This is a genomic window from Nocardioides piscis (assembly GCF_011300215.1).
Lineage (GTDB): Bacteria > Actinomycetota > Actinomycetes > Propionibacteriales > Nocardioidaceae > Nocardioides > Nocardioides piscis.
The window spans coordinates 1208148-1221329 of sequence record NZ_CP049866.1; the positions used below are offsets into that span (position 1 = coordinate 1208148).

Genomic DNA, 13182 nt, shown 5'->3' on the forward strand with positions numbered 1-13182 from the left:
CATCCGCCAGTGGTCGGCAGAGGTCGCGGCGGCGCGAGTCGGGAACAGCCCCCGCGCGCCCAGGGCGCCGGCCCACTCGACCCCCGAACCCTGGTCGGAGACCGACAGGGACATCTCGGAGGGCTGGGTGGCGATGTCGAGCTCGGCGAACAGGCGCAGCAGCGTGGGGTAGGTCCGCGGGTTGTGCACGATGAAGCCGGTGTCGATGTGCAGACGACCCTCGGGGGCCTCGACGACATGCGTGTCGGCATGGCCGCCGAGACGCTCGTCAGCCTCGAACAGCGTGACGTGCGCCGTGCGCGAGGCGACGTAGGCGGCGGTCAGTCCGGCGACACCGGAACCGACGACTCCGATGTTGCGGTGCGGGGTGGTCATGTCGCGCTGCTGAAGTCGAAGAGGGCGATCGGCTCGGAGGTCGGCGCGGGAGATCCACCGTCGGGCTCGACGGTGATGCCGGCTGCGGTCGCCTCGGCCGCGTCACCCTCGAGGACCATCGTCAGGTCCGGGTCGTCCTCCATCAGCCCGGCGGGCACCATCTCGCCCTCGACCTGCAGCCAGATCTCGTAGTCCTTGCCGCTCGGCGCCGAGACCATGTCCTCGGTCTGGATGACGGCCTTGCCGACCGAGACGGAGCGGACGACGGTGGCGCGGCCGGCCTCACCGAGGTCGAGGCTGACCTCCTCGGCGTCAGGCGCGCGGAGCACCTGCTCGGCGGCGGTCAGCGAATCGGTCTCCGGGGACGTGGCCCACGGCTGCCAGATCGCAACGCCGACGCCGAGGATGGCCGCGACGGACGCGGCGACCAGGAGTGGAAACCAGGCGGCTCGTCGGGCCGGCGGCTCGACCACCGGCGGGAGGGGGCGAACCTGGGTGATGCCGGCGAGGACCGAGTCGCGCAGCGAGGCCGGCGGGGGGACTGCGACCGACTCGGCCAGCAGGGCCGTCGTCTCGCGCAGGCTCGCCACCTCGAGCCGGCAGTCCTCGCACTCGGCGAGGTGGCGCTCGAACTGGGCACGCTCGAACTCGTCGACCGCGTCGAGAGCGTAGGCGCCCGACAGCTTGTGGATGTCGCTCATGCGCCAACTCCCATCGCGTCGCGCAACCGGATGAGTCCATCTCGGATGCGGGTCTTGGCCGTGCCGACGGGGACGTCGAGCATCGATGCCACTTCTGTATGTGTGTAGCCGCCGAAGAACGCCAGCTCGACGGCTTCGCGCTGCACCTCGGTGAGCCCGGCGACCGCTCCGCGGACGCGCTGGGCCTCGAGGGAGGCGTGGGCACTCTCGACTGTCGTGTCGTGCTCGGTGACCTGGCTCTCGCGCCGATAGTTCTCGTCGCGGGCCGTGGCCGCCTCGGCCGAGCGGACCCGGTCGACGGCCTTGCGGTGGACGATCGTGAGCAGCCAGCCCGCGGCACTGCCGCGTGCGGGGTCGAAACGGCTGCTGGTGCGCCACGCGTCGAGGTAGGCCTCCTGGGTGACCTCCTCGGCGTGCGCCGGGTTGCGGACCACCCGCAGGGCCAGGCCGTAGGCCCGCGCCGAGGTCGCGTCGTAGAGCTCGGCGAACGCCGCCTCGTCGCCGCGGCTGGCGAGCTGGAGCAGCTCGCCGAGTCGCCGGGCGTGGTCGCCCCCCGACGGGGCACCCTCGTGGGAGGGCACCCCGTCCGGCACGCGCTTCACGTGGTCCACGTCAATGATCCTTGTCGATCGGTCTTCAGACGACAATCACATCTGGGGCATCATGACGGTGTCGATGACGTACACCTTGGCGTTGGCGGTGGAGATGTTGCCGCAGATCACGTTGGCAGCCTCCTCGGTGTCAGCGGTGAACATGTCGCCGCTTCCCTCGACAGTGAGCTCGTCCTTGTTGAGGGTCGTGAAGGTGCCGGCCAGGTTGTCCGGCGTCAGGGTCTCCGGGACGACGTGGTGGGTGAGGATCGCGGTCAGCGTCTTCTTGTCGGCCAGGACCGCGTTGAGGGTCTTCTTGGGGATCTTGGCGAAGGCCTCGTCGGTCGGGGCGAAGACGGTGATGCCCTCGGCGGAGTTGAGGGTGTCGACCAGGCCGGCCTTGGTGACGGCGGCGACCAGCGTCTTGAGGAGCGGGTTGCCCGAGGCGGCGGTGGCGACCGGCTCGGTGGCCATGCCGGCGAACGAACCCGGGTCGGACTCGTCGGTCGGGATGGCGGCGCAGCCCTCGCCGAAGGTGCCCTCGGCGGCGTCAGATGCGGCCGACTCCTCCTCCATGGGCTCCTCGGAGGGGGTCTCGCTCGACGACTCGCTCGAGGTGTCGGAGGCGCTGGCGGGCTCTTCCTCGCTGCCGCCACAGGCAGCCATGCCGAGGGACAGGGTCAGGGCCATGGTGGCGAGACCGGTCTTGCGGGCGATGTGGTTCATGGGGAGCTGCCTTTCGGTGGGGGGCGGTGGGCCCCGAGTGAGTTTCCGGAGGGTGTTCGGTGCTGTGCTGGGTGCGGATTGGTGTGACTCAAACTTTTTTCAGCCGACGTTGACGGCGATCTCCTGGATGCCGGTCGAGCCCTCGGGGAACGGGGTCGCGCGCACCGGCGTCTGCACGTCGCCGTCGTTGTTGGTGGCCCGACACGCGAGGAAGTGCTGTCCGGGCGCGGCGTCCCACTCGAGGAACCACTGGCGCCAGTAGTCGTCGCCGGCGTCCGGGCCGAGCGTGGCCGGCTGCCAGGGGCCGCCGTCGATGCGCACCTCGACGCCCTTGATGCCCACGCCCTGCGCCCAGGCGACCCCGCCGATGGCGATGCGACCGGGCGAGCTGTCGGAGAGGGGCTTGGGGGTGTCGATCCGGCTGGAGATCTTGATCGGTGCCTCGGTGGCCCAGTCGCGCTCGGTCCAGTAGGCCTGCTGGTCGTCATACGTCGTGAGCGTCATCTTGGTGATCCACTTGCACGCGCTGACGAAGCCATAGAGGCCGGGCACCACCATCCGCACCGGGAAGCCGTTCTCGCGCGGCAGCGGCTCGCCGTTCATCCCGAACACGATCATCGCGTCCCGGCCGTCGGTCGCGGTGGCCAGCGGGGTGGAGATCGTCATCCCGTCGACGTCGGTGGAGAGGATCTGGTCGGCCGACGTGTTGTCGATCCCGGCCAGGTCGAGGACGTCGGTGAGGCGTACGCCGAGCCAGCGCGCCGCGCCGACATAGGGCCCGCCGACGTCGTTGGACACGCAGGTCAGGGTGATGTCGCGCTCGATGACCTCGAGCTCGTAGAGGTCGGCGAGCGTCAGCGTCACCTCCTGGTCGACATCCCCGTCGATGGTCAGCGACCAGGTCTCGGCGTCGACGATCGGCAGCGAGAGGCGGGTGTCGACGCGATAGAAGTCAGCGGTCGGGGTGCGGAACGGCGAGATCCCCTTGATCTTGCCGTCCAGCCCGTCCGGCAGCGGCGGGGTGGTGCCCGTCGCGGTCGGCAGGTCGATGTCGGTGCCCTTGAGGCGGTATGCCGAGATGAACCGGCCCGCGGACCCGAGCACGGCGGCGGCGGCGGCCAACCCGCCGGCGGCGAGGAGCACGCCGCGGCGGGTCGGTCCTGCCGCACCCTCCACGCCCGCTCCCGGCGCAGACTCCTCGAGCCGGTGCAGCCACCACAGGGCGACGGCACCGACGAGGGCGGCGACCAGGCTGGGCAGCAGGTCGAGGGGGCCGGCCGAGGGGCGCAGCAGCGCCAGCACCCCGGCCAGCATGGCGAGGCCGACGATCATCAGCAGCCCGGCGGTGATGCGGCGAGCCGCGACGATGCCGGCGATCGCGGCCAGGACGAGCACGCCGAGCATCACCGAGCCGATCAGGATGGGCTTGTCGGCCGTCCCGAAGCTCCTGATCGCCCACTCCTTGACCGGGGTGGGGGTCAGGTCGATCACCGTGGACCCCACCACCAGGACGGGCGAGGCCGCCGGCACGGTCAGCGCCGCCACGAGGTGGGCGGCCGCGACGCCGGTGAGTGTCGCCAGCACTCCGAACATGGCGTGGAGCAGTCGGATCAGCACGAGGGGTGTTCGGTGCGCGACCGCCGATCGGATTGGTGCGGGCGCCGCCGTACCTGCCTCCCACTGGTTGTAACGCGCTGTTCAGGTCACCCACGACCCGCCGCAACGACGCGGAGGTGCTGCTGACAGCGCGTTACAACTCAGCGGGTCAGGCGACGGACCACAGCGCAGGTGACCGTATGGCGCAGGGCAGGATGACGCCCATGGAACTCGTGCACTACGCGGTCGCCGACGCGGTCGCCACCATCACCCTCGACTCCCCGCACAACCGCAACGCGCTCTCGCGCCAGCTCGTGACGGAGCTCTTCGGTCACCTGGAGGCCGCGGCGGGCGACGACGCGGTCAAGGTCGTGCTGATCGTCAGCGCCGGGCGGGTCTTCTGCTCCGGGGCCGACCTCTCCGAGGCCACCACGGACGGCATGGAGGAGGGCGCGAAGCGGATCGTGGAGCTCCAGCGGCTGATCGTCTCGATGGACAAGCCCGTCGTCGTGCGGGTCGGCGGTCCCGTGCGCGCTGGCGGCATCGGCATCGTCGCAGCTGCTGACATCGCGATCGTGAGCGAGAGCACCACCTTCGCCCTGACCGAGGTCAAGCTCGGGCTGGCGGCGGCGATCATCTCCCTGACCGTCCACCACCGGATGACGCCCCGCGCCGCCGCGCTCACCACCCTGGGCGGTGAGGTGTTCGGCGGGGCCGACGCAGCGACATACGGACTCGTGACGATGGCCGTGCCGGACGACGACCTCGACGACCGGGTGGCCGCGGTGTGCCGGTCGCTGGCCACGGGCGCCGCCCAGGGGCTGCGGGAGTCGAAGCGCATCCTCAACGCCGACCTGCTCGAGACCATCGACGCGAAGGGCGCCGAGATGGCTGCGCTGAGTGCCCGGCTCTTCGCCTCCGACGAGGCCCGTGAGGCGATGACGGCCTTCTTGTCGCGGAAGAAGTAGGGCGGCGTCGGCACGCCGGTGGCCGCAGACTGGCGGCGCGCGACGGTCGGTCGTGGACGCGCGCGTCAACTGGCGGCGCCCGACGTGGGAATCGGTCGAATGCCCGTCGTCCGCCGCCAGTTGCCTGGGGAGCGGGCGCGGCTCACGTCGGCCGCTGTCGCCCGCCGCCAGTTGTGCCTGCCTGGCGTGCCGTGAGCAGTCGCCCCGCAAGACTACGAACCGGTCATCGAGTCGGTAGTCTTCTCCTTCTGCCGTTTCGCACGTACGGCGCCGACAACCGAGCAGACACGGGGAGCAGCCGGGTGAGTGACCAGCTCGAGGAACGCGAGATCGCGACCGAGCAGAACTTCGTCGACCGGGTCTACGTCCAGCTCGAGGCCAGCGCCCGCAACGCCCAGCAGCTCGCTACCGAGGGGCACGGCCGCGGCAAGCTCGGCCACGAGGGCGGGCTCGTCGAGCGCGACGCGATGGTCTTCCACGCCGCCAAGCGGATCGCCCAGCTCGACGCCGCCCACGAGGGCCTCGTCTTCGGCCGCCTCGACCTGACGCCTGACATCGACGCCGAACCCCGCTACATCGGCCGGATCGGCCTGCGCGACTCCAACCGCGACACGATGCTCATCGACTGGCGTGCCCCGGCCGCTGCGGTGTTCTACCAGGCGACCGCGGCCGAGCCCCAGGGTGTGATCCGCCGGCGCGTGCTGCGCGCCGAGCACCGCACCGTCGTCGGCGTCGAGGACGAGCTGCTCGACACCGAGATCGAGACCGACCTGCCGATCATCGGCGAGGGCGCACTGATGGCCCAGCTCGGGCGGGCGCGCGACCGCTCGATGCACTCCATCGTCGCGACCATCCAAGCCGAGCAGGACAAGGCGATCCGCGCCCCCGGCAAGGGCGTCGTGTCGATCTCGGGCGGTCCCGGCACCGGCAAGACCGTCGTGGCCCTGCACCGCGCGGCCTTCCTGCTCTATTCCGACCGCCGCCGCTACGAGTCCGGCGGCGTCCTCGTCGTCGGCCCGAGCGGGGTGTTCATGCGCTACATCGAGCGGGTCCTGCCCAGCCTCGGCGAGACCGCGGTGGCGCTGCGCAGCCTCGGCGAGGTCGTCGACGGCATGCGCGCGACCCGCCACGACGAGCCCGCGGTGGCCGACGTCAAGGGTTCGGCGCGGATGGCGGAGGTGCTCCGCCGTACGGCGAGGCAGCAGGCTCCCGGCAGCGCGGGCGACTTCGCCTACTTCTGGCGCGACGACCGGCTCATCCTCGACCGCGGCGTCCTGGGTCGCGTACGCCGACAGCTGATGTCGCAGGGCAGGCGCAACCGGCAGCTGCCGCGCGTGGCCAACGCGCTGCTCGACGCGTTGTGGCGCCAGGTGCGGGGTGAGCGCGGCCGCGAGCCCGGCCGCAACTTCTTCAACGAGGAGCTGCTCTCCGACCCTCGCTTCCTCGAGTTCGCGACCGCCTGGTGGCCGCCGCTCGACGCGCCCACGGTCCTGTCCTGGCTGCACGACCCCGAGTTCCTCCGCCGGGTCGCCGACGGCCTCCTGACCCCGGAGGAGCAGCGGCTGCTCACGAAGTCCTGGGCCGACCCGACGTTGACCGTCGAGGACGTCCCCCTGATCGACGAGCTGCGCTATGCCCTCGGTGACGTGCCCCTGCAGACCGACGCCGACCACGACCGCGACGACACGTTGACCGCGCTGGAGGGTGGCGTCGACCTGCAGGAGCTGACGACGGCGGCCGACCGCGAATACGCCCCCTCGGGCCGCTCCTGGGCTCCGCCGACCCACCGGATCGAGGACGACGCCTTCGCCCACGTCCTGATCGACGAGGCGCAGGACCTCACTCCGATGCAGTGGCGGATGGTCGGGCGCCGTGGGCGCACCGCGAGCTGGACCATCGTGGGCGACCCGGCGCAGTCGTCGTGGCCGGTCCCCGAGGAGTCCGCCGCCGCGCGCGCCGAGGCGCTCGAGGGCAAGCCGACCCACGAGTTCCACCTCTCGACCAACTACCGCAACTCGGCCGAGATCTATGAATACGCCGCGGCCTACGCCCAGCGGGTCGGGCTCGACGCCGACCTGCCCGACGCCGTACGCCGCACTGGGACCCCGCCCCTGGAGGTCTCCGCCACCGACCTCGAGGCGACCGTGCGCGAGCAGGTCGTCGCGACCGCAGGACGGGTCACCGGGACCGTCGGCATCGTCGTGCCGGTCGCCCGCCGCTCCGAGGTCAACGGGTGGCTGGCGTCGTGGCCCGAGCTGGCCCAGGACGCCGCCGGTGCCCGTGCTGCGGTCGACTCCTCGGTCACTCCCAGCGGCACCGACCGGGTCGTGGTGCTGACCGGGCTCGACACCAAGGGGCTCGAGTTCGACGGCATCGTGGTCGTGCGACCACAGGAGATCGAGGACGAGTCGGCCACCGGCCGGGCCACCCTCTATGTCGTGCTCACCCGCGCGACGCAGCTGCTCACCGTCGTCAGCTGACGCTCCGCTGCTCGCCGCGACGGCCCGCTGACGTCGGCAGTTCGAGGCTTCGCCGTACGCCGTGAGCGTGGACCCCACGTCAGCCGAGGCGAACTGCCGACGTTGTGCACCCTCGCGGACCAGCGGGCGAGCACGGGCACGGGCTGGGGCAGGAGGGACCGTAGGGTTCCCGTCATGACTGGCCCCACCGACGTCCGCACCCTCCTGGAGCAGGTCCAGGGGCAGGAGGCGTGGGCGGTCATCCGACGCAAGGCGGCGCCGACGGCCGGCATCGTCGGCGGCACGCGAAGCGAGGTCGACTCGCTGCTCGACATCCCCCTCGAGACGGGTGTCCCGGAGGAGGGGCGCAGTGTCGACCGGCTCGTCGCCGTCCCGTTCCGGCAGATCGCCGAGCGCGGCTTCGACGTGATCGACGACGGCACCCCGCTGGTGGTGGTCGACATCACCGAGGAGCACGAGGTCTCGGTGGGCGACCTGCTCGCGGCGCTGCCGGACCTGCCGGTCGAGTTCGCCGACCGCGGGGCTTCGTGGTCAGCGACGACGACTACGGAGTCGTCGTCGACAAGATCCTGGCCGACGAGATCGGGCTGGGCGAGGGCGCCAACCTGGTCATCGGGCGTCACTACCGCGCGGTCGTCGCCGACTGGGACGCCGACCGCGCGCTGACGGTGTTCCGCAGGCTGCTCGAGCGCGAGCGCGGCGCCTACTGGACGTTCATCTTCTTCACCGGCGACCGCTACCTGATCGGCGCGAGCCCGGAGCGGCACGTCTCGGTCAAGGCCGCCGACGACGGGCGCAGCGACGTCCGGATGAACCCGATCTCCGGGACGTTCCGCGTCGGCCCGGCCACCGACGACCCGGAGCAGCTCAAGGACCGACTCCTCGACTTCCTCGCCGACGAGAAGGAGATCTTCGAGCTCTTCATGGTCGTCGACGAGGAGCTGAAGATGATGTGCGACGTGTGCCAGGAGGGCGGGCAGGTCCTCGGCCCGTTCCTCAAGCCGATGACCCACCTCGTGCACACCGAATATCTCCTCGCCGGGCGCAGCGACCGCGACCCGCGGGAGATCCTCAGGGACACGATGTATGCCGCCACCGTCACCGGCGCCCCGGTCGAGAACGCCTGCCGGCTGATCAGCGAGTACGAGACCGAGGGCCGCGGCTACTACAGCGCGGCGCTGGCGCTGTTCGGGCGCGACACCCACGGCAACCAGACGATGGACAGCCCGATCCTGATCCGCACCGCAGACGTCTCGGTGGACGGAAGGCTCAAGGTGACCGCCGGTGCCACGCTGGTGCGCGACAGCCAGGCGGCATACGAGGTGGCCGAGACCCACGCCAAGGCCGGCGGCATCCTGAGCGCCTTCGGGCTGGTCCCGGCGGCGACGGTGGACGGCGACGCGGTGGCCGCGCTCGCCCGCGACGAGGACGTGCTGCTCGCCCTCGGGACGCGCAACCAGCGCCTGAGCCGCTTCTGGCTCACCGACCAGCAGGGTGCCACCCCCGACCCGGAGCTGGCAGGCAAGAGCGTGGTCATCCTCCATGGCGAGGACGACTTCGTGAACATGCTGCGCCACGTCCTCGGGGTCTTCGGGATGACCTCGACGGTGGTGCGCCACGAGGACTACGCGCCGGGTGACTTCGACGGCGCCGACCTGGTCATCGTCGGCCCCGGACCCGGCGACCCGCGGGCCGGCGACCACCCCAAGATCGCGCAGTTCAGGCGTGCCGTCGACGACCTGCTGGACACCCGCCAGCCGTTCCTGGCGGTCTGTCTGGGCCACCAGACCCTCTGCGACCGGCTGGGCATCCCGCTGGTCTTCAAGGACATCGTGTTCCAGGGGACGCAGTCGTCGATCCCCCACGCGGGCCGCACCGAGCGCGTCGGCTTCTACAACACCTTCGTCGGCAGGGTCACCGACCCCGCGACCCTGCCCGACGGCGTCACCGTGGAGCGCGACGAGGCGTCGGGTGACGTGCATCTCGTCTCAGGACCGCACTTCCGTGGGATTCAGTTCCACGCCGAGTCGATCCTGACGGAGAATGGCTACGACCTGATCCACGACCTCGTCCAGGCCCTCGTCTGCAACCCACGCCCGGTTCGCTAGACATTCGCAGGGCGTGGCGGGCAACGCATCTGCCACGCCATGCGTCAGAGTTGATAGCCGAAGCACCACACCATCTGGACGGGGAGTCCTTGCAGTTCGTACGACGAGGGGTTGCTGCCCTCTGCCTGCTCGCCCTGACTGCTTGCGGGGCCGCCGCCGGCGTGTCCGGCGACGAGGGCCCGCTCGTCCTCACCGCCGACGCGCGCCAGCAGGCGGACGAGCCGTCGGTGGTCCCCGCGGTGGCTGTCCCCCGCGCGGAGGCGGCCGCCCGGCCCAACATCGTGCTGGTGCTGATGGACGACTTCTCCCTCGACCTGGTCCAGACGATGCGGTCCATGCGACAGATGCGTCGCCGCGGTGCCGACTACTCCCACGCGTTCGTCGTCGACTCCCTGTGCTGCGTCTCGCGGGCCAGCCTGTTCACCGGTCAGTACCCGCACCAGACGGGCGTCCGCACCAACACCTCCGGCACCGCTCCCGGGTCGCCGCTGGGTGGCTGGCCGGCCTTCCAGGGCTATGGCAACCCGGAGCGGGCGTTCAACGTCGCGCTGCAGCAGGCCGGCTACACCACCGGCTTCGTCGGCAAGTACCTCAACGAGTACGAGTGGAGCCCTGGCCGCGCCGCGCCCCCGGCCCTGCCCGGCTGGTCGGAGCTCAACGTGGTCTTCGGCTCCGCCTACGACGGCTGGGGCTACGCATCGACCTACCTCAGCGGCGGTCAGCTCCGCATCCGTGAGCACGCCGCACCGCCCGCCTCCGCGTCGCCGGCCGTGCGCGACCGCGCCTATGCCGGCGCCATGATCGAGCGCACCGCGCTGAGCTTCATCAAGCGCCACCAGCCCGGCGCGGCGCCATACTTCCTCGAGGTGTCGGCCTACGCCCCGCACAACCGCACCCAGCCCCAGCCGCACTACCCCGGCGACCCGGTCTTCCCGCCGATGTTCCGTGACCGCCCGCGGGCCGGCAAGCCCGGCAACTGCGGGCCGGTGGCGTGCGCCGACCTGACCAGGCGCGACCTGCCCGGCTTCGGCGACGACCGCAGGGACAACCGGCCGCTGACCCGCAAGGGCAAGCCGTCGCGGGCGTGGAACACCCGGCCCAACCCGTTCCGTGCGGCCGTCAGCATCAACGACCTGCGCACCCGGGCGATGATGGCGCAGTCGGTGGACCGCACCGTCCGCAAGATCCTGCGCGCGGTCGACGACAACACCTATGTCGTCTTCACCTCCGACAACGGCTTCCACCTGGGCCAGAACGGGCTCGGCCGCGGCAAGGGCACCGCCTACGACACCGACGTCCACGTCCCGCTCTATGTCGTCGGCCCCGGGGTCAAGAAGGGCACCCGCGCCGAGCTGACCTCCAACATCGACCTCGCGCCGACCTTCGAGGAGCTGGCCGGACTGACGCCGCGGCCCTACCGGTTCGGCGCCTCGCTGGTGCCGACCTTCGGCGACCCGACGCTGGTGCGCCGCAACCACGTGTTCATCGAGCACACCGCGCAGGCGCTCACCAAGGCCGACCCCGACTCGGCGCTCCGCGGCGACGAGCTCGACCGGATCCCGTCCTATGTCGCCGTCCGCAGCCGCACCGGCGTGCTGATCCGCTACGACTTCGACAACGCCGCCGACCGCGTCGTCCATGGCTATGAGTTCTATCCCTACAAGAACCGGGTCTGGGAGAAGACGAACTCCTTCGCAATGCCGCGCTACCGGGCGGAGGTGTCCGGGCTGCTGGCCAAGCTCGAGGCCTTCGACGACTGCTCGGGCCAGTCCGGCAGCGACCCGGTGCGCGGCGGCTGTCGGGACATCACGCGGTAGGACTAGCGTCCTCCTGTGCCGCCGGACGTCATCGTGGTCGACCACCACGACTCCTACACCTACAACCTCGTCCACCTGGTCGCGGCCGTCACCGGTGTCCTGCCCCGAGTGGTCCAGCACGACGCGGTGACCGCGAGCGAGGTGCTGGCCCACTCGCACGTCGTCCTCTCGCCCGGCCCGGGGCACCCGTCGGTGCCAGTCGACTTCGCGGTCGGCACCGAGGTGCTGCTCGCCGGCACGGTGCCGGTGCTGGGGGTGTGCCTCGGGATGCAGGGCCTCGTCACGGCGTACGGCGGTGTCGTCGACCGGGTGCCGCCCGCGCACGGCGACGTGGCGAGCGTGCGCCACGACGGAGCCGGCGTCTTCGCAGGCCTGCCGGACCCGTTCGAGGCGGTCCGCTACCACTCCCTGGCCGCGGTGTCCCTCCCGCCGGCCCTGGTGGCGACCGCCTGGGCCGACGACGGGGTCGTGATGGGGGTGCGGCACCGGTCGCTGCCGCTCGAGGGCGTGCAGTTCCACCCCGAGTCGGTCCTGTCCGCCCACGGCGCCGCCCTGATCGAGAACTTCCTCGCGTGAGCGACCCCACCGCCTTCTTCGCCGCCGTCGCTGCCGAGCACCCCCGTTGCTTCTGGCTCGACGGGGGCGGTGCCCGCGAGTGGTCGGGGCGCCGCTCGCTCATCGGCTGGCTCGACGACGACGACGTCTCGCTGACCTATGACGCGGCCCGTCGGGAGGTCACCCGGCACACCGGCGGCGGCTCCGAGGTCGTCGGCGACGACATCTTCGCCGTCCTCGAAGCCGCGATGGCGCCCGGCGAGCAGTGGTTCGGCTACTTCGGCTATGCCTGCCGCCCCGACCTCCCCGCCCGGCCCGACCCCGCCCTGCCCGACGCCGTGTGGATGCGCGCCAGCCAGGTGCGGGTGTTCGAGCACGCGGAGGGCGTTTCAGGCCCCACCAGCCAGACTCGCCGACACAGTGGCCGTGCGACGGGCACCACGGCGCCCGCGGAGTATGCCGAAGCGTTCGCCGCCGTCCAGGAGCAGCTCCACGCCGGCAACTCCTACGAGGTCAACCTCACCTACCGGCTGGGGGTGACCTCCGGCGTCGAACCGGCCAGCACCTACCTCGCGCTGCGCGACAGCAACCCAGCGCCATACGCAGGCTTCCTCCAGCACGACGTGGCCGGGCACCGGGCCTGGCTGCTGAGCTCGAGCCCGGAGCGATATGCCCTGGTCGGGCCGGACCGCACGATCGAGACGAAGCCGATCAAGGGCACGACACCGCGCGGTGAGACCCCGGCCGAGGACGACGCGCTGCGCGAGCGGCTGGCGAGCGACCCCAAGACCCGTGCCGAGAACCTGATGATCCTCGACCTGCTGCGCAACGACCTGTCGATGGTGTGCGAGGTCGGCTCGGTGGAGGTGCCGGCGCTGATGCAGGTCGAGTCGTATGCCTCGGTGCACCAGCTGGTCTCGACCGTGCGCGGTCGACTCCGCGACGACGTCTCGACCCTGGCGGCCCTGCGGGCGCTGTTCCCCGCGGGTTCGATGACGGGCGCGCCCAAGCTGCGGACGATGTCGATCATCGACGAGGTGGAGTCGTCACCCAGGGGGGCCTATGCCGGCGCCTTCGGCTGGATCAGCGGGGACGGGCCCGCCGACCTCGGCGTGGTGATCCGGTCGGTGGTCACCGCCGGCGACGGCGAGTGGTCCCTGGGGACCGGTGGCGGGATCACGGTCAGGTCCGACGTCGACGAGGAGTGGGCCGAGTCGTGCTGGAAGGCCGAACGGCTGCTGTCGGTGCTCGAGCCCGACTGAGTGC

At 71.4% G+C, this 13182-nt stretch carries 11 protein-coding genes and 1 pseudogene; 7 read left to right on the forward strand and 5 right to left on the reverse strand.

Annotated features, from left to right (window positions below; genetic code table 11):
* Positions 1–12 precede the first annotated feature (12 nt).
* The 5 genes and pseudogenes from G7071_RS19825 to G7071_RS05980 form a co-directional block, all read right to left on the reverse strand.
* Positions 13–375: pseudogene (locus G7071_RS19825) on the reverse strand (NAD(P)-binding protein); the annotation flags it as partial.
* Positions 372–1076 (reverse strand): anti-sigma factor, encoded by a 705-nt coding sequence (locus tag G7071_RS05965; protein ID WP_166316138.1) that lies wholly within the window; start codon positions 1074–1076, stop codon positions 372–374. The gene G7071_RS05965 and the pseudogene G7071_RS19825, both read right to left, overlap by 4 nt.
* On the reverse strand, positions 1073–1687 hold the full coding sequence (gene sigK, locus G7071_RS05970) for an ECF RNA polymerase sigma factor SigK (protein ID WP_166316141.1): 615 nt from the start codon (positions 1685–1687) through the stop codon (positions 1073–1075). The genes G7071_RS05965 and sigK overlap by 4 nt, the downstream gene beginning before the upstream one ends.
* A gap of 36 nt (positions 1688–1723) precedes the next feature.
* Positions 1724–2392, reverse strand: coding sequence for a fasciclin domain-containing protein (locus G7071_RS05975; protein WP_166316144.1), 669 nt, complete (start codon positions 2390–2392; stop codon positions 1724–1726).
* A 99-nt stretch (positions 2393–2491) separates the two neighbouring features.
* Positions 2492–4009 carry a molybdopterin-dependent oxidoreductase gene (locus tag G7071_RS05980; RefSeq protein ID WP_246210510.1) on the reverse strand — a complete coding sequence of 506 codons (1518 nt, stop codon included), beginning with the start codon at positions 4007–4009 and terminating at the stop codon, positions 2492–2494.
* A gap of 203 nt (positions 4010–4212) precedes the next feature.
* On the opposite strand from G7071_RS05980, the gene G7071_RS05985 reads away from it, so the two are divergent.
* From G7071_RS05985 to G7071_RS06010, 7 genes are all read left to right on the forward strand, one after another.
* Entirely contained in the window at positions 4213–4956 is a 744-nt protein-coding gene (locus tag G7071_RS05985) for an enoyl-CoA hydratase-related protein (protein WP_246210517.1), read from the forward strand.
* A 302-nt stretch (positions 4957–5258) separates the two neighbouring features.
* A complete protein-coding gene (locus G7071_RS05990; protein WP_166316150.1) occupies positions 5259–7436 on the forward strand; it encodes a HelD family protein in 2178 nt (725 codons plus the stop codon).
* Between the two features lie 174 nt (positions 7437–7610).
* Positions 7611–8102, forward strand: coding sequence for a hypothetical protein (locus G7071_RS19040; protein WP_246210519.1), 492 nt, complete (start codon positions 7611–7613; stop codon positions 8100–8102).
* On the forward strand, positions 8048–9544 hold the full coding sequence (locus tag G7071_RS05995) for an anthranilate synthase family protein (RefSeq protein ID WP_343043565.1): 1497 nt from the start codon (positions 8048–8050) through the stop codon (positions 9542–9544). Before G7071_RS19040 ends, G7071_RS05995 begins: the two co-directional genes overlap by 55 nt.
* A gap of 89 nt (positions 9545–9633) precedes the next feature.
* Positions 9634–11361: a sulfatase-like hydrolase/transferase gene (locus tag G7071_RS06000; RefSeq protein WP_166316153.1), complete on the forward strand. Its 1728-nt coding sequence runs from the start codon at positions 9634–9636 to the stop codon at positions 11359–11361.
* 15 nt (positions 11362–11376) lie between these two features.
* A complete protein-coding gene (locus G7071_RS06005; protein ID WP_166316156.1) occupies positions 11377–11937 on the forward strand; it encodes an anthranilate synthase component II in 561 nt (186 codons plus the stop codon).
* Positions 11934–13178, forward strand: a complete 1245-nt coding sequence (locus G7071_RS06010) for an anthranilate synthase component I family protein (protein WP_166316159.1) — start codon at positions 11934–11936, stop codon at positions 13176–13178. The genes G7071_RS06005 and G7071_RS06010 overlap by 4 nt, the downstream gene beginning before the upstream one ends.
* Positions 13179–13182 lie beyond the last annotated feature (4 nt).